At 59.1% G+C, this 14803-nt stretch carries 18 protein-coding genes; 10 read left to right on the forward strand and 8 right to left on the reverse strand.

All coding sequences use genetic code 11. The annotated features are described in order from the left end of the window. The first annotated feature begins 68 nt into the window (after positions 1-68). A complete protein-coding gene (gene radA / locus I6L46_RS20080; RefSeq protein WP_005340481.1) occupies positions 69-1436 on the forward strand; it encodes a DNA repair protein RadA in 1368 nt (455 codons plus the stop codon). An 81-nt stretch (positions 1437-1517) separates the two neighbouring features. Here the strand turns inward: radA and I6L46_RS20085 are convergent, their stop codons facing one another. Next, positions 1518-1898 (reverse strand): PilZ domain-containing protein, encoded by a 381-nt coding sequence (locus tag I6L46_RS20085; RefSeq protein ID WP_005340482.1) that lies wholly within the window; start codon positions 1896-1898, stop codon positions 1518-1520. A gap of 100 nt (positions 1899-1998) precedes the next feature. Next, positions 1999-2481, reverse strand: a complete 483-nt coding sequence (locus I6L46_RS20090) for an Rsd/AlgQ family anti-sigma factor (protein WP_005348975.1) — start codon at positions 2479-2481, stop codon at positions 1999-2001. A gap of 337 nt (positions 2482-2818) precedes the next feature. On the opposite strand from I6L46_RS20090, the gene hupA reads away from it, so the two are divergent. Continuing rightward, positions 2819-3091 (forward strand): nucleoid-associated protein HU-alpha, encoded by a 273-nt coding sequence (hupA, locus tag I6L46_RS20095; protein ID WP_005340484.1) that lies wholly within the window; start codon positions 2819-2821, stop codon positions 3089-3091. Positions 3092-3218: 127 nt separating this feature from the next. On the opposite strand, the gene I6L46_RS20100 is transcribed toward hupA, so the two are convergent. From I6L46_RS20100 to I6L46_RS20110, 3 genes are all read right to left on the reverse strand, one after another. Continuing rightward, on the reverse strand, positions 3219-3662 hold the full coding sequence (locus tag I6L46_RS20100; protein WP_005358045.1) for a PACE efflux transporter: 444 nt from the start codon (positions 3660-3662) through the stop codon (positions 3219-3221). 164 nt (positions 3663-3826) lie between these two features. Next, the gene (locus tag I6L46_RS20105; RefSeq protein ID WP_216976897.1) at positions 3827-4684 is read right to left on the reverse strand and encodes a hypothetical protein; all 858 of its coding nucleotides are present in this window, start codon (positions 4682-4684) and stop codon (positions 3827-3829) included. Between the two features lie 111 nt (positions 4685-4795). Beyond that, positions 4796-6019, reverse strand: a complete 1224-nt coding sequence (locus I6L46_RS20110) for an Nramp family divalent metal transporter (protein ID WP_005358049.1) — start codon at positions 6017-6019, stop codon at positions 4796-4798. A 237-nt stretch (positions 6020-6256) separates the two neighbouring features. Here I6L46_RS20110 and rpsF point away from each other — a divergent pair, with 237 nt between their 5' ends. The 4 genes from rpsF (at position 6257) to I6L46_RS20130 (ending at position 8245) form a co-directional block, all read left to right on the forward strand. Continuing rightward, positions 6257-6643: a 30S ribosomal protein S6 gene (rpsF, locus tag I6L46_RS20115; protein WP_005308887.1), complete on the forward strand. Its 387-nt coding sequence runs from the start codon at positions 6257-6259 to the stop codon at positions 6641-6643. Positions 6644-6673: 30 nt separating this feature from the next. After that, positions 6674-6904, forward strand: coding sequence for a 30S ribosomal protein S18 (rpsR, locus tag I6L46_RS20120; protein WP_005308890.1), 231 nt, complete (start codon positions 6674-6676; stop codon positions 6902-6904). 52 nt (positions 6905-6956) lie between these two features. Next, on the forward strand, positions 6957-7403 hold the full coding sequence (rplI, locus tag I6L46_RS20125) for a 50S ribosomal protein L9 (RefSeq protein ID WP_005340490.1): 447 nt from the start codon (positions 6957-6959) through the stop codon (positions 7401-7403). Positions 7404-7504: 101 nt separating this feature from the next. Next, positions 7505-8245, forward strand: a complete 741-nt coding sequence (locus tag I6L46_RS20130) for a ferredoxin--NADP reductase (RefSeq protein ID WP_139410280.1) — start codon at positions 7505-7507, stop codon at positions 8243-8245. Between the two features lie 49 nt (positions 8246-8294). On the opposite strand, the gene I6L46_RS20135 is transcribed toward I6L46_RS20130, so the two are convergent. Beyond that, on the reverse strand, positions 8295-8645 hold the full coding sequence (locus tag I6L46_RS20135; protein WP_160880914.1) for a hypothetical protein: 351 nt from the start codon (positions 8643-8645) through the stop codon (positions 8295-8297). Between the two features lie 19 nt (positions 8646-8664). Further along, on the reverse strand, positions 8665-8961 hold the full coding sequence (locus I6L46_RS20140) for a hypothetical protein (RefSeq protein ID WP_005348982.1): 297 nt from the start codon (positions 8959-8961) through the stop codon (positions 8665-8667). Between the two features lie 255 nt (positions 8962-9216). Between I6L46_RS20140 and I6L46_RS20145 the strand changes: the two genes are divergently transcribed. Next, on the forward strand, positions 9217-10227 hold the full coding sequence (locus I6L46_RS20145; RefSeq protein ID WP_216976899.1) for a Preprotein translocase subunit SecY: 1011 nt from the start codon (positions 9217-9219) through the stop codon (positions 10225-10227). Between the two features lie 54 nt (positions 10228-10281). Here the strand turns inward: I6L46_RS20145 and I6L46_RS20150 are convergent, their stop codons facing one another. Further along, positions 10282-10449 (reverse strand): hypothetical protein, encoded by a 168-nt coding sequence (locus tag I6L46_RS20150; protein ID WP_005308905.1) that lies wholly within the window; start codon positions 10447-10449, stop codon positions 10282-10284. 56 nt (positions 10450-10505) lie between these two features. Here I6L46_RS20150 and I6L46_RS20155 point away from each other — a divergent pair, with 56 nt between their 5' ends. The 3 genes from I6L46_RS20155 to I6L46_RS20165 are packed head-to-tail and all read left to right on the forward strand — an operon-like array spanning position 10506 to position 14758. Continuing rightward, positions 10506-11483, forward strand: a complete 978-nt coding sequence (locus I6L46_RS20155; protein WP_216976901.1) for an NADP-dependent oxidoreductase — start codon at positions 10506-10508, stop codon at positions 11481-11483. Further along, a complete protein-coding gene (locus I6L46_RS20160; protein ID WP_058058683.1) occupies positions 11480-11917 on the forward strand; it encodes a YqaA family protein in 438 nt (145 codons plus the stop codon). Before I6L46_RS20155 ends, I6L46_RS20160 begins: the two co-directional genes overlap by 4 nt. A gap of 27 nt (positions 11918-11944) precedes the next feature. Then, positions 11945-14758 (forward strand): pitrilysin family protein, encoded by a 2814-nt coding sequence (locus I6L46_RS20165; protein WP_216976903.1) that lies wholly within the window; start codon positions 11945-11947, stop codon positions 14756-14758. The last annotated feature ends 45 nt before the right edge of the window (positions 14759-14803 follow it).

The following is a 14803-nucleotide window of genomic DNA, read 5'->3' on the forward strand; positions in this document are numbered from 1 at the left end:
TCTGGGTTTGATCTGTCGGTCGCAAACAAGTATATCAAGCAGGAATTCATCCTGTCCCCGAGTTATCAATGGCCAAAAATAAAACTGCTTATGTTTGTTCCGAATGTGGTGCCGACTTCACACGCTGGCAAGGTCAATGCAGCGAGTGCAAGGAGTGGAATACCATCACCGAGGTGCGCCTCGGCTCGGTGAGCCCCGCTGGCAAGAGTGCCCGTTACACCGGTTATGCCGGCGCGGTCGGCAGTCAGGTACAGACACTGGCAGAGATTGCCACCACCGAAATTCCCCGTTTTACCTCAGGTTTCAAGGAGCTGGATCGGGTGCTTGGTGGTGGTGTGGTGCCAGGCTCGGCCATTCTGATCGGCGGCAACCCAGGGGCGGGCAAGTCGACCCTGTTGCTGCAGACCATGTGTGGTCTTGCTGAACGGATGAAAACCCTCTATGTCACTGGTGAGGAGTCGCTCCAGCAAGTCGCGATGCGGGCCAACCGCCTTGGGCTGCCCACCGACAAGCTGCGGATGCTTTCCGAGACCAGCGTCGAGCAGATCTGCCTGATTGCCCAGCAGGAGCAGCCGCAGATCATGGTGATCGACTCCATTCAGGTGATGCATGTGGCGGATGTGCAATCGTCCCCCGGTTCTGTCTCTCAGGTGCGTGAAGCGGCGGCGCTACTGACCCGCTACGCCAAACAGAATCATGTGGCCATCTTTATGGTGGGTCATGTGACCAAGGATGGCAGTCTGGCTGGTCCCAAGGTGCTGGAGCACTGCATCGACTGCTCTGTGCTGCTCGATGGTGGCCATGACTCCCGTTTTCGGACTCTGCGTTCCCACAAGAACCGCTTCGGTGCGGTCAACGAGCTGGGGGTCTTTGCCATGACCGAACAGGGGATGCGCGAGGTGAGCAACCCCTCCGCCATCTTCCTCAGCCGGGGGCAGGAGCAGGCGCCCGGTTCCATCGTCATGGTGATCTGGGAGGGTACCCGACCGCTGCTGGTGGAGTTGCAGGCACTGGTGGACTACTCCCAGCTCTCCAACCCGCGGCGGGTGGCGGTGGGGATGGATCACAACCGGCTCGCCATGTTGCTGGCGGTGCTGCACCGTCACGGCGGGTTGCAGATGGCGGATCAGGATGTCTTCATCAACGTGGTTGGCGGGGTCAAGGTCGAGGAGACTAGTGCGGATCTGGCGCTGCTGCTGGCGATGGTCTCCAGCTTCCGGGATCAGGCGCTGCCCAAGGATCTGGTGGTGTTCGGCGAAGTGGGTCTTTCCGGTGAAATTCGCCCGGTGCCGTCCGGCCAGGAGCGTTTGCAGGAGGCGGCCAAGCACGGTTTCCGCCGTGCCATCGTGCCGCACGCCAATGCCCCCAAGCACCCCATCGAAGGGATGGAAGTGGTGCCGGTCAAGAAGCTGTCTGAGGCACTCGAGGCGCTGTAATTTCTCAGCATTGCAATCGAGACAACAGCACAACGGAAAAAGAGCGCCTCGGCGCTCTTTTTTATGGGCTGGAACCTGCCATCAGGGCTGGCTATGTTCCAGATGTTCGCTCAGCAGTTGTTCCAGCTCGCGGTGGAGCAGCTCTTCGTCACCGACGTTAAGCTCGATCATCCGCTTGAGGTGGGTGGCGCTGTCGATATCGATGTGGTGGCAGTAGAACCCCAGCTTCTTGCTGGCTTCGTGGGTCAGCTCGACCTGCATTTTGATCTCGATATCGCTACCGCTCAGGATAAAGCTGAGCTGGTACTCCTTGTTGTCACGGCTCTCCCAGTCGTCGGGGCGGATCAGCAGGGCTCCCTGCAAGGAGACGTCGACAAGCTGGGTCTGCCACTTCTGTTCCCCCTGGGTGAGTTCTGCCATGGTCAAGTAGAGGATCCGTGCAAAACGGCGGCGCTCAGACATGCTCATCTCCTGTATGCAATAAGTGTGGACGCTAGGGTCATTGCTCTGAGTGTAATCCACCTTGGTTGCCAGTATCTTGAACTTGCTCCGAAAATGGCATTCAGGCTTGCTGGGTACTCAAGGATTCCACTACATGAAGCGCCTTGACCAGGCGATCTTCCTGTTTGAACCGCTCTTCCAGAACCGGACCCAACTCATTGAGATCATCATCCAGTAGCAGCAATTGGGCCTCGTCGGCATCACTGTATTTATCGTTGAACTCGAGGGCGAATTCAGTGCTGTTACGAATATGGGGATAGATGCGCTTGGCCAGCTCCAGTGTTTCGCCGCTGGCTTGCTCGAAGGCGGTGACGACGTGGTGGTAGATCTCGAAATGGCCTGCACTGACATAGTCGACCAGGCGGTCGCAAAACTGATGCAGCTCTTCTGTTTTGGGCAGGCTGCGTTGCTTGGTCCGCGCCGGAGTGAGGCCTGCCAGCTGCATGTATCCGACCAGCAACGCTTGCCTTGCATCCAGCCAGTCGTCGATAGCCTTATGCTTGCCTGCCAGCGCCTGCTTGGTCTGTTCCAGTTTCGTCAACATAATCCCTATCCCTCCGTGGGGCAAAGGCTGGCCGATTGTTCGGTATTCCGAGCCGTTTGAGCAGTGACACAACCTATAACTAGGGAAAATCTGGGCAAGCGTCAATAGCCATGGGGGGATAATGTTAAGTGGCGAAGAAATAGTCAGTGGATTGTGTCTGCGTGCTAGCAGGTTTCAGGCCTGCTCACGGTTTTTCGCGTGTGGAATGTGACTATTTCCGCAGATCTTGATGAAAACCCCAGCGTTTGACGCGTTCGGCTCGATAAAGGCTTTGCCTGTGCGTTTTTTTTTGCATAGAGTGACCCAGCGCTAAATGCCCGATCATAAAGGAAATGTTATGAACAAAGCTCAACTTGTCGATGCGATTGCCGCCAAAGCAGATCTGAGCAAAGCTCAGGCCAAAGTGGCTCTGGAAGAGATCATCAATGGTATTACCCAGAGCTTGAAAGAAGGCGATGCTGTGCAACTGGTCGGTTTTGGCACCTTCAAGGTCACCCACCGCGCAGGCCGCACCGGTCGTAACCCGCAAACTGGTAAAGAGATCCAGATTGCTGCTGCCAACGTGCCTTCATTCGTGGCTGGCAAGGCTCTGAAAGACGCCGTCAAGTAAGTCCGAAAGTCTGTTTTGTCCAATGCCAGTCAGCTTGCTGACTGGCATTGTTTTTATGGGATTCTCCCATCCTTCCGATTAGTCCTTCCTGACTGTTCCTTCTGTCAGCCTCGTTGCGGCTGAGGCCTTATGCCGTTTGCGGGTTGGATGGCAGCGGCCAGATCCGCTCATAGGCCCAAGTAAAGACCATGATGTAGACGAGGTAGAAGGCAACGAAACCGAGATCCAGCATCAGGGCGTCCCACACTCCCAAATCGAGCCAGAACATGACGCAGGGGAGGGAGAGCATCATAAAGCTCGCCTCATAGCCAAACGCGTGCAGGAAGCGGTCCAGTGGTCGCTTGTTGGTGCGTCCGCACAGTTTGAGCAACCCCTTGTCGAACAACAGATTCCAGCCGTAGGTCCAGGCAGTGGCGACGATGGAGAAGAAGATGGCCAGCGAACCGACCTCGGCGACGCCCTGACCGAACAGCTGGCTGATCAGCGGTGCGACCAGTGCCAGCCCGATGCCTTCGTAGAGAACCAGATAACGAAGTCGATCCGGGGTGGTGCGTAGTTGGGTACTACTCATGGGTGATGTGCCTCCTGTGGGAGGCGCATTCTAATCAGAGTGTGGTTAAAAGAGAAGCATCGGCCCGTCATGACGGGCGTTGAGGGGCATGATGATGCCCCCTCATTTGCGATACTTCTCTATTGCCAATTTGGGCGTTAGCCCTGAGTGGTCAAGTCTGCGACTCAGGCGCCGGTTGGTGTGACCCGGGTCAGCATGGCAAAGCCCTCTTCCACTTGTGTGAGCTCTACCTTGACCTCCCCCAACTCGGCGAGCGAGGCAACATGGGTGCCACCACAGGGAATGGTCACCTCCTGGCCTTCCAGCATGCAGTGCCAGTAACGGGAATCGATGATCGCCTCGCCAGCGCGGCTGCGGCGTATCTCGCTCCCGGTTGCGATCCAGTCGGCCAGCTGCTGGTTTACCTTCTCTTCAATCAGCGCCAGATCTGCCAGCAGTGCCTCGCTGTTGACCCCTTTCTTGCGCAGGCTCTTGCCGATGCGGTACTGCTCCCGTGAGCCGCAAGGCTCGACCCGCGAGCTTTGAATAGCAAGACGATCGAAGTCGGGCTGGCCCAGTGCATCGCACTCGCTTACCTCCTTGCGCCAGTAGGGGGTGAGTACTCGATTGAGCGCCAGCGCCGCCAGATGGCAGCCACTATGACCCAGACTCAGGGCGTGGCGGGCAGCGCTATCCACTTGCAATTCGACCTGGCTGCCAACGGTCAGCGCATGGTCACCGGTCAGCGGATGGACCACCACGAAACGCCACCCCTCAGCGCCCCGTTTGACCGGAATGGCAGTATCGACGAACAGCTCGCCATCCGGGCTGATGGCCCCCATCCGGCAAGGGCCAATGGCGGCTTCGCCCCCTTCCCAGCGAGCATGGCCCACATCCCCCGGCTGATCGGGCCAGAGGTGGCTCTGGGGATGAAAGGGGGTGAGGTCGGTGACCAGTAGTGTGGTATCACCGCGCTGGCAGCAGACCACGCTGGCCTGCTCCTGATGATGGCCCAGTACGAAGCTGGCTCGGGTATGTTCCATGGCAAGGCTCCCGCAACGATAAATGAGAAGAGAAAGCGGCAGCATACGCCAAAGTGCGAAGAGGCTCATTAACCAGAGTTAATGAGCCCCTCCTCTCGGTTTGACGGTTCGCTAGATCATGGCGACCAACAGATAGGCATTGAGCCCGATCACCAGCGCAACGATAAGGCGGCCGATGGCTTGTGTGACCGGATGGTTGCGATGTTGCCCCATCAGCGCCCGATCGCCGGTCAGCATCAACAGCGGGATCAGGGCCAGCGCGATGCCAAAGCTCAGGATCACCTGACTCAACACCAGAATTTCGGTGGTGTTGAGCCCCATGGCGATCACTACGAAGGCGGGAGCCATGGTGATGGCGCGACGCAGCCAGAGCGGGATGGTAAAGCGGACAAACCCCTGCATTACTACTTGCCCGGCCAGGGTACCCACCACGGTAGAGCTGATGCCGGAGGCGACCAGCGAGAGGCCAAACAGGGTGGCTGCTGCCTGACCCAGCAGCGGAGTGAGGGTCTGGTAGGCGGATTCCAGCTCCGCTACCTGCTGGTGGCCCGAGCTGTGGAACGCGGCGGCCGCCATCGCCATCATCGCCAGATTGACGAAGCCGGCGATAGTCATGGCAATCGCCACATCGACCCGGGTGGTGTGCAGCCGCTGGCTGACTGAACCCTGATCCTGCGTGTGCTGGGTCAGTGCCGAGTGCAGATAGATAACGTGGGGCATCACGGTTGCACCGAGCACACCGGCGGCCAGATAGACGGCATCGCTGTTGGGCAGACCAGGGAAGAGAGCCCCTTCCAGCAGGCTGGGCAGATGGGGGCGGGAGAAGATCAGCTCGACGATGTAGGCCGCCGCGACAAACAGCAACAGGCCACCGACCACGAACTCCAGCGGTTTCTGGCCGCGGGATTGCAACATCAGGATCCCCCAGGTCACCACGGCGGTGATGCAGGCCCCTTCAAGCAAGGTCACGCCAAGCAGCAGCTTGAAACCGACTGCGGCGCCGATAAATTCGGCGAGATCGGTGGCCATGGCGATGATCTCTGCCTGCACCCAGTAGGCCCAGACCGCCGGTTTTGGCAGTCGGTCGCGGATGTGCTCCGCCAGATTCTTGCCGGTGACGATACCGAGTTTGGCCGAGAGGGTTTGCACCAGCATGGCCATCAAGTTGGCCCATACCACCACCCAGAGCAACTGGTAGCCAAAGGTAGAGCCCGCCTGAATATTGGTGGCGAAATTGCCCGGGTCGATATAGCCGATGGCGGCGATAAAGGCAGGCCCGAGCAGGGTCAGTTTGAATTTGCGGGCTGGAATCGTAGTCGTCAGTGCGGGTTGCATGGCATCACCCTCCATAAGGATATGGAGAGAGAATAGATCTAAGTGATAATCATTATCAATTGTTGTTTCTGATGATTTCCATCGGGAAAAACATTTAAGGCGGTCAGTTGCAGTGAGGGATGTGATTTCGTACAATACGCCGCCCTAGAAAAGCAGCGACTAAACACCTTTATGTTCCTTGCCTCCGAGGTCTGGCTGCACCTGGGCGGAGGCTGAATTAATCCGTAAGGAGCTAAAATGCGTCATTACGAAATCGTCTTCATGGTTCATCCGGACCAGAGCGAGCAAGTTCCCGGCATGATCGAGCGTTACACCGGCGCCATCACCACCTCCGGTGGTACCATTCATCGCCTGGAAGATTGGGGCCGTCGTCAGCTGGCTTACCCGATCGACAAACTGCACAAAGCCCACTACGTTCTGATGAACGTAGAAGCAGAGCAAGCCGTTATCGATGAGCTGGAAACCAACTTCCGCTTCAACGATGCCGTTATCCGCAACATGATCATGCGCACCAAGCACGCCGTGACTGAAGTTTCTCCGATGGCCAAGGCCAAAGAAGAGCGCTTCACCCGTCGTGACGACGAGCGCCGCGAAGAAGCTACTGAAGCTGCTTCCGAAGAGTAATTCTGGATCACTGACTAGAGGATAAAGGCCATGGCACGTTATTTCCGTCGTCGTAAGTTCTGCCGCTTCACCGCCGAGAACGTTACCGAGATCGACTACAAAGATATCGTTACTCTGAAAAACTACATCACTGAATCTGGCAAGATCGTACCGAGCCGTATCACCGGTACCCGCGCCAAGTATCAGCGTCAGCTGGCACGCGCCATCAAGCGTGCTCGTTACCTGGCTCTGCTGCCGTACACCGATCTGCACAACAAGTAAGAATCGGCCCGGCACTTAAGCCTAACTCAACGAAATTTATAGAGGAAAGGTAATGCAAGTTATCCTGCTCGACAAAATCGCCAAACTGGGCGGTCTGGGTGACCAAGTTTCCGTGAAATCTGGTTATGCCCGTAACTACCTGATCCCGCAAGGCAAAGCTGTTATGGCCACCAAGGCCAACATCGAAGCTTTCGGTGCTCGTCGCGCTGAGCTGGAAGCCAAACTGGCTGCCAACAAAGCTGCTGCTGAAGAGCGTGCTGCCAAGCTGGCCGAACTGGCTACCGTGGTTATCGCTTCCAAGTCTGGCGACGAAGGCAAGCTGTTCGGTTCCATCGGTACCCGTGACGTGGCTGAAGCCATCACTGCTGCCGGCGTAGCCGTTGCCAAGAGCGAAGTCCGCATGGGCAACGTTCTGCGTAACACCGGTGACTACGAAGTTGCTGTTCAGCTGCACGCTGACGTTAAAGCAACCGTACAGATCCAGGTTGTTGCCCTGTAATAGCGATTCGCTTTTGCAGAGAAAACCCGCGCTTTTGCGCGGGTTTTTTATTTTTCGGCCCGGGGGTAGAGTGAAGCTCTGTTCCACTGGAGGAGATCCCTATGGCTTGGGTCGAAGGTCGCGTCATCGAACGCATCGAATGGACACCCACCCTGTTCTCCCTGCGGGTAGCGGCCGAGCTGGCCCCCTACAAGGCAGGCCAATTCACCAAGCTGGCCCTCGAGCAGGGCGATCGCCGCATTCAGCGCGCCTACTCTTTCGTCAATCCCCCCTCTGCGCCATACCACGAGTTCTATCTGGTCGAGATCCCGAGCGGTGAGCTGACTCCGTCCCTCGGCTCGCTGCAAGCAGGCGATACCCTGCTGGTGCAATCCCAGGCGACCGGCTTTCTGACGCTGGATGAGGTGCCCGCTGGGCGCGATCTCTGGCTGCTCTCGACCGGCACTGCCATCGGCCCCTTCCTCTCCATGTTGGCCGAGGGTGAGGCCTTCAACCGTTTCGAGAATCTGGTGCTGGTACACGGGGTGCGTAAAGGCGCAGAGCTGAGCTATCAGGGTTTGATTGCCAGCTTTGCCGAGCAATATGGCGAGCGTTTTTGCTATGTCCCCTTTGTCAGCCGCGAGCCTTGGCCCGATGCAATGGCAGGGCGGATCCCGGCGGCGATTGCCAATGGTCAGCTGCAGGCTAGAGTGGGGTTGGAGTTTTCACCCGAGCTGAGTCAGGTGCTGATCTGCGGCAATCCGGAGATGGTGAAAGAGACCCAGCAGACCTTGCTGGCGCTGGGGTTGGCCAAGAATCTGCGGCGGGCGCCGGGCAATATCAGTGCGGAGAATTATTGGTAAAAAAATCAGCACAGGGGCGCCAGGCCCCTGTTGCATCAGGAGAGGGCATTCAGTTCTTCTTGCCGTTGCCCTTGTTTTTATCTTTCTGTTTGTCGTGACCTTGTCCGGGATTATTGCCACTGTGGATGCTGCGGTTGTAGTGATCCCGATACTTGCCATCCATCTTGTCGCAGTTGAGTTTGATCCGGCTGTCGCCAATGCCAAGATCCAGACAGTTGTCCTGCCACCAGTCGTACTCTTTGTCATCCCAGTCGAGATTGATCTTGATGTCATCACCGGAGATCTTGATGCCATCGCTATTTTTGCCTGGCGGAGCCGCAACCGCGATGCCATGTGCCATCAGCAGGGAAAGCAGCAGGGCGCCGCGCTGGATAACGGGGTTGTGTTTGGCTTGGGTCATTGCAAGGGTACTCCTGTCGTTATTGGCCACTCTGCGAGTTGGCTGGGAGCTGGTTGGTTTGCGGTGGCTGGTTGCGATTCTCTTCATCTTCCAGATTGAATTTGACCGCCCTGCAGTCGGCCGGGGCGGTTTCGCCGACCCCCAAGTCGAGGCAGTCGTTCTGGGTCCAGCCGAACTGCTTGTCATCCCAGTCCAGATTGAATTTAAGCTCATCGACGGAGAATTCGGAGCCACTGCTCTCTTGATATTGCTGGGTCGCTGCGGCGCTGCCGGTAACCAGGAGAAGGGAGAGTAGCAAAGTGGTCTTACTGTTCATGATGGCCTCGGATAATTGCAACGGTGGATGAGTGTACAGACCGGAGCTGAACCCGGGCGGAACTGTTCCCCATCTCACTACATGATCAAGTCAGGGAGGGATTGTATCGCTTTTCTGCTGCCGATTTGTCCGTTTTGGTCGCACTCTGGGCAGCTGGTTGCCAATCTGAAGGAATTCAGTCATTTGCCCTTCTCTGGGCGAGTCTGGCGACTATAATCGGCAGCCAACTTTTCCTGCACAGCACACCCCTTCATCATGACCACACAGGACTCCTCTACATTGCGCTACCCCAAGGGGTGGTTTGCTCTGACGACGGTATACAGTTTCACCGGGTTGGCCATTCTGGCTTCCATTATCTTCTCCCTGCTGCTGTTCCTCTCCATCGATGACAACCCGCTGATGAAGTGGCTGTTCGGCGGCTTGGCCATCATCTTCGAGCTGGGCAAGTTTTACGTCTGGTACGAGTACGGCGAGCGCAAGGCGCGGCGGGATTTGAGTGGTGCTTTCTGGTCGCTGTTGTTCTACAGCGTGCTGGCGGCCATCTCCATCGGCGGCAGTATCGGTGGCATCAACAGCGCCACCAATACGGTGTTGAACCAGCAGGCGCGCCACGAGCGGGAACTGGCCCGTTTTGACGAGCAGATCGCCAGCATCGAGCGGCAGATCCAGCTCAACGAGGAGGCGGCCCGCAAATATATCGAGCTGGAGCGCATCTCCAGCGGCGTTTCCTCGTTGCAGCACGCCAACACCAAGCTGCGCTTGCAGCAGGATGAGCTGCGTCAGCAGCGCGATGCCAAGCCGGTCAACGAACAATCCTCCATGCTGGGGCTGATGAGCAGTCTGGCGGACGGGGTGGGGATGAGCATCAGTCAGGTGCAGTTCCTGCTGGTCTGCTTCCTCTCGGTGCTGCTCGACGTGTTCGGTGCCTTCTTCGTCAGCCTGATCGGCGAGGAGAACCGCTTTCGCCGGATGTGGCGCTGGCAGCAAGAGCAAGCTCGCAGAGAGGCGCAGGAGGCGTTGGCGCTGGCGGCGCAGCCCGAGCCCATCATGCCCCCAGAGCCGGCCCCCGAAGTGCTGGCGCAGGTGCGCGGTGCACTGGTGAGCGGTGAGCTCAAGTGCAGCAAGCGCTCGGTGGCGCAGGCGCTGTCACTCTCGCTGGAGGAGGTGGATCGGGTGTTCCACCATCTGCTGTCGCAAGGGGTGCTGGGGCAGGGGAGCAATCGCCACTACTACCTCAATCCTGCGCTGGAGCAGCAACCCGGATAGTGAGAAGGCCACCGAAACTCGGTGGCCTTTTTCGTTATCGAGTGGCTGTTGCACTCAGTGAGTCAGCACCATCATCAGGCTGAGGAAGGCGGCCAGTCCGCCACCGATGCCGATGATCCAGTAAAACCCCTTGGCCCCCTGTTTGAGCGGGATGCGGAAGTAGAGCAGAAACGCCCACCACCCCAGTGCCAGCAACAGAGGAATAAGAAACATTCGAGCCATGGTGCCCTCGCTGTTATTCTGTTGACCCTTGATCAATCAACAGGATGGATTGTGCAATGACGCAACTACAGATTACCGCATTCGGTGACCCCTCGGTACTCAAGCTCAACCCTTCCCTCGATAAGGTGCCAGCCGATGGCGAAGTGCGGGTGCGCATCTGCTTTGCGGGGGTTAACCCCATCGATGCCAAAACTCGCGCCGGTCTTGGCTGGGCGGCGGCCCAGAACAAGGACAAGCTGCCCTGGACACCGGGTTATGATATCTCCGGCGTGGTGGAGAAGGTGGGCCCCGGCGTGACCTCGCTGGTCGAGGGGGATCGGGTGTGCGGCATGGTCGGTTTTCCCCTTACCGCAGGTGGCTACGGGGAGTCTGTGGTGGCAAGCGAAGGCGAGCTGGTCAAGCTCGACGGAGTGAGCCTGCAGCAGGGGGCGGCGCTGCCACTGGCCGGTCTCACCGCCTGGCAGGGGCTGCTTGAGCACGGCGGCCTCCAGAGCGGTCAGCGGGTCTTGATCCTCGCCGGTGCCGGTGGTGTCGGCCATCTGGCGGTGCAGTTTGCCAGCGCCTATGGCGCCGAGGTGGTGGCTACCGCAAGCCCGGACAACCATGGCTTCCTGCATGCTCTGGGGGCGCGCTGGATGGTGGATTACCACGACGCGAACTGGCCAGCACGGGTGGTGGCAGAGGTCGGCCAGGTCGATCTGGTGCTGGATCTGGTAGGCGGCGAGAGCGGCAAGGCGGCGCTCGCCTGTGTCAAGCCGGGTGGCCGCTTGGTGACGGTTCCCACCATCACCGCCCAGCAGATCAAGGATGCTGGGGCTGCGGCGGGTATCGAGGTGGTCGGCATGCTGGTTCACCCTGACCAGAAACAGCTGGGTCAGATGTTGATGCTGCTGCGTCAGGGGGAGGTGAAGGTCACCCTCGCCGGTGAATTCCCCTTGGCCGAGGGGGCGCTGGCCCATCAGGCCATCGAAGGGGGCCATGTGCGCGGCAAGCTGCTGCTGTGGATGTCTGCGGCCGACGGCTATCCCGGATGAGCGAGATGATGGATATGGGGCTGGGGTGGCTCTTTTTAAGCGCATTCACCTCCGCCACCCTGCTACCCGGCAGCTCCGAAGTGCTGCTGGGGGCCATGGCGGCCAAGGGAGAGTGGAGCATGGCGAGCCTGCTGCTGTGGGCGACGCTGGGCAATACCCTCGGCTCCATGACCACCTGGTGGCTCGGCTGGCTCGCCACCTTCAAGAAAAAACCGGAAGATTTTCAAGGCCGTGGGGAACAAAAAGCCTTAGGCTGGCTCAAACAACATGGTCACTGGTGTCTGCTGCTTGCCTGGACGCCGGTGGTCGGTGATGGTCTCTGTCTGTTGGCCGGTTGGCTGCGCCTCTCCTTCTGGCGCTCTCTCATTCTGATCGGGCTCGGCAAATTGTTCCGTTATGCCCTGGTTTTTCTACTGGCCAGTCACATTTTCTAGCCTGTTTTTGTCACTCACGAGGTTACCGTGAACAAAGTCATACCTTTAACGATTCTGCTGGGCTTCACCCTGCCGGTGCTGGCGGCACCGACCCTGATCGCCGAACAGGGCAAGGAGGAGGGCAAGCTCGCCATCCCCTACCAGATGTACAAGATGGACAACGGCCTGACCGTGATCCTGGCCCCCGACCGCTCCGATCCGCTGGTGCACCTCGATGTGACCTATCACGTCGGTTCATCCCGCGAGACGGTCGGCAAGTCCGGTTTCGCCCACTTCTTCGAGCACATGATGTTCCAGGGCTCGAAACACGTCGGTGATCAGGAGCATATGCGGATCATCAACGAGGCCGGTGGTGACATGAATGGCACCACCAACAAGGACCGCACCAACTACTACGAGACTGTGCCTGCCAACCAGCTGGAAAAAGTGCTCTGGCTGGAGGCGGATCGAATGGGCTTTCTGCTCGATGCGGTGAGCCAGAAGAAGTTCGAGATCCAGCGCGCCACCGTCAAGAACGAGCGGGCCCAGCGGGTCGACAACCAGCCGTACGGGCTGGTGAGCGAGAAGGTGGGGGAGGCGCTCTATCCACGTACTCACCCCTACTCCTGGCAGCCTATCGGTTACGTGGAAGATCTCGACCGGGTCGATGTGAACGACCTCAAGCAGTTCTTCCTGCGCTGGTATGGCCCCAACAACGCCACCCTGACTCTGGGCGGCGACTTTGACAGCAAGCAGGCCCTCGAATGGATCGAGAAGTACTTCGGCTCCATCCCGCGCGGTCCGGACGTGGCCGAGCCGACGCCAAAGCCGGTGACTCTGCCCGAGACCCGCTACGTGACGCTGCAGGACAAGGTGCACCTGCCGCTGCTCTATATCAGTTACCCCACCGTATCCCTTGGCGATCCGCAGGAGCCTGCGCTCGACATGTTTGCCGACGTGCTCGGCGGTTCCGCCAGCTCCATGCTCTATCAGTCGCTGGTTAAAACCGGCAAGGCGATCGATGTGGGGGCGTCCCACTACTGCGAAGAGCTGGCCTGTACCCTGACCGTCTACGCCTATCCCAATCCGTCGGTGGATGGCAGCCTCAAGACCCTCAAGGGGGAGGTGGACAAGGTGATCGGCGAGTTCGCCCAGCGCGGCCTCAAGCCGGAAGATCTGGAGAAGGCGATCGCCAAGTACCGCGCCTCAGCCATCTGGGGTCTGGATAGCGTCTCCGGCAAGGTGAGCCAGCTCGCCATGGGTCAGGTGTTTGCCCAGGATCCCAACTATGTGTTCAAGACGCTGGATGCCATCGGCAAGGTGACACCGGAGCAGGTGAAGGCCGCCTACGACAAGTTCATCGCCGACAAGCCGGCGGTGGTGCTGAGCGTGGTGCCCAAGGGCAAGACAGAGTGGCAGGTTGCCACCCCGAACTTTACCCCCGCCAAGCGCGAGCTGCCGGATTACAGCAAGCATGACGAGGCGCTGGCCGAACGACCGGTAAAAGACAATTTCGATCGCAGCGTGCAACCCAAGGCGAGTGAGGCGGTGAGCGTCAAGGTGCCCGCCATCTGGCACGGCAAGCTCGACAAGAACATCGAGATCATCGGTACCAAGAGTGACGAGATCCCCGCCGTCTCCATCATGATTGCCCTGCCGGGCGGCATTCGTGCCGAAGATAAGGGGCAACTGGGGCTGGCCAATCTGACTGCCGCCATGATGGGGCAGGGCACGGTGCGCCTGACCGAGGCTCAGCTGAGCGATGAGCTGCAAAAGCTGGGCTCAAGCATCGATGTCTCCAGCGCCCAGTACAACAACCTCATCACCGTCAGCTCGCTGGCGGACAAGTTGCCCCAGACCCTGGCGCTGGTGCGCGAGGTGCTGGAGCGCCCGGGCATGCGGGAGGCGGACTTCGAACGGGTCAAGGCGCAGCTGCTGCAAGGGATGCAACAGGCCCAGCAGCAGCCCGAGTGGCTGGCCGGGCAGGCGTTCCGCGAACTGGTCTACGGCAAGCAGAACCGCCTCGGTCAACCTACCGACGGGGTAGCGGCCGATGTGGCCAAGCTGACCCTGGCGGACGTGAAGCACTTCTATCAGGCCTACTACAACCCCACCAACGCCAAAGTGGTGGTGGTCGGTGATGTGGACCAGAAGCAGATCGAGGAGCAACTTGGCTTCCTGACCGAGTGGAAGGGAGCCACGCCGACTCTGGGAGATCTCAAGCTCAAGGGTGAGCAGGCCAAGCCGGGCATCTATCTGGTCGACAAGCCGGGGGCGCCCCAGTCGGTGATCCGCATCGGCCGCCGCGCCATGCCGTTTGATACCACGGGGGATTACTTCACCGCCGGGCTGATGAACTTCAACCTGGGTGGCAACTTCAACAGCCGCATCAACCTCAACCTGCGGGAAGACAAGGGCTACACCTACGGCGCCAGCTCGGGTTTCTCCGCCAACCGCGAGGTGGGCACCTTCGCCACCGGCGCCAATGTGCGGGCCGATGCGACCGTGGATGCCATTCGCCAGTTCCTCAAGGAGATGGACAACTACCGCAAGAGCGGCCCGACCCCGGTCGAGCTGGCCTATATGCGCAGCGCGGTCTCCCAGCAGGATGCTCTCTCTTACGAGACCTTGGGCCAGAAGGCGGGCTTCCTGCTGCAGATGGTGATGTATGACCTGAAACCGGACTATGTGCAGGCCCAGAACAACCTGATCAAAACGGTGTCGCCCGAGGCGCTGAAGGCCAGTGCCGCCCGTTGGCTCAATCCGGCCGACATGGTTATCGTGGTGGTGGGAGACAAGCAAAAGCTTGAAAAACCCCTGAAGGAGCTTCATCTTCCCATCTATCCGCTGCAGTTGCCGTAACTGACGCTTTATAAAAATCAAGAGCCGCCCCGGATGGGGCGGCCT

Origin of the sequence: Aeromonas sp. FDAARGOS 1416 (assembly GCF_019048085.1) — a bacterium.
Taxonomy (GTDB): domain Bacteria; phylum Pseudomonadota; class Gammaproteobacteria; order Enterobacterales; family Aeromonadaceae; genus Aeromonas; species Aeromonas veronii.

Bases quoted from the DNA above. Each gene is read 5' to 3' on its own strand.
- radA (WP_005340481.1), top strand. From the start codon at position 69: ATGGCCAAAAATAAAACTGCTTATGTTTGTTCCGAATGTGGTGCCGAC.
- I6L46_RS20085 (WP_005340482.1), bottom strand. From the start codon at position 1,898: ATGTCTGAGCGCCGCCGTTTTGCACGGATCCTCTACTTGACCATGGCA.
- I6L46_RS20090 (WP_005348975.1), bottom strand. From the start codon at position 2,481: ATGTTGACGAAACTGGAACAGACCAAGCAGGCGCTGGCAGGCAAGCAT.
- hupA (WP_005340484.1), top strand. From the start codon at position 2,819: ATGAACAAAGCTCAACTTGTCGATGCGATTGCCGCCAAAGCAGATCTG.
- I6L46_RS20100 (WP_005358045.1), bottom strand. From the start codon at position 3,662: ATGAGTAGTACCCAACTACGCACCACCCCGGATCGACTTCGTTATCTG.
- I6L46_RS20105 (WP_216976897.1), bottom strand. From the start codon at position 4,684: ATGGAACATACCCGAGCCAGCTTCGTACTGGGCCATCATCAGGAGCAG.
- I6L46_RS20110 (WP_005358049.1), bottom strand. From the start codon at position 6,019: ATGCAACCCGCACTGACGACTACGATTCCAGCCCGCAAATTCAAACTG.
- rpsF (WP_005308887.1), top strand. From the start codon at position 6,257: ATGCGTCATTACGAAATCGTCTTCATGGTTCATCCGGACCAGAGCGAG.
- rpsR (WP_005308890.1), top strand. From the start codon at position 6,674: ATGGCACGTTATTTCCGTCGTCGTAAGTTCTGCCGCTTCACCGCCGAG.
- rplI (WP_005340490.1), top strand. From the start codon at position 6,957: ATGCAAGTTATCCTGCTCGACAAAATCGCCAAACTGGGCGGTCTGGGT.
- I6L46_RS20130 (WP_139410280.1), top strand. From the start codon at position 7,505: ATGGCTTGGGTCGAAGGTCGCGTCATCGAACGCATCGAATGGACACCC.
- I6L46_RS20135 (WP_160880914.1), bottom strand. From the start codon at position 8,645: ATGACCCAAGCCAAACACAACCCCGTTATCCAGCGCGGCGCCCTGCTG.
- I6L46_RS20140 (WP_005348982.1), bottom strand. From the start codon at position 8,961: ATGAACAGTAAGACCACTTTGCTACTCTCCCTTCTCCTGGTTACCGGC.
- I6L46_RS20145 (WP_216976899.1), top strand. From the start codon at position 9,217: ATGACCACACAGGACTCCTCTACATTGCGCTACCCCAAGGGGTGGTTT.
- I6L46_RS20150 (WP_005308905.1), bottom strand. From the start codon at position 10,449: ATGGCTCGAATGTTTCTTATTCCTCTGTTGCTGGCACTGGGGTGGTGG.
- I6L46_RS20155 (WP_216976901.1), top strand. From the start codon at position 10,506: ATGACGCAACTACAGATTACCGCATTCGGTGACCCCTCGGTACTCAAG.
- I6L46_RS20160 (WP_058058683.1), top strand. From the start codon at position 11,480: ATGAGCGAGATGATGGATATGGGGCTGGGGTGGCTCTTTTTAAGCGCA.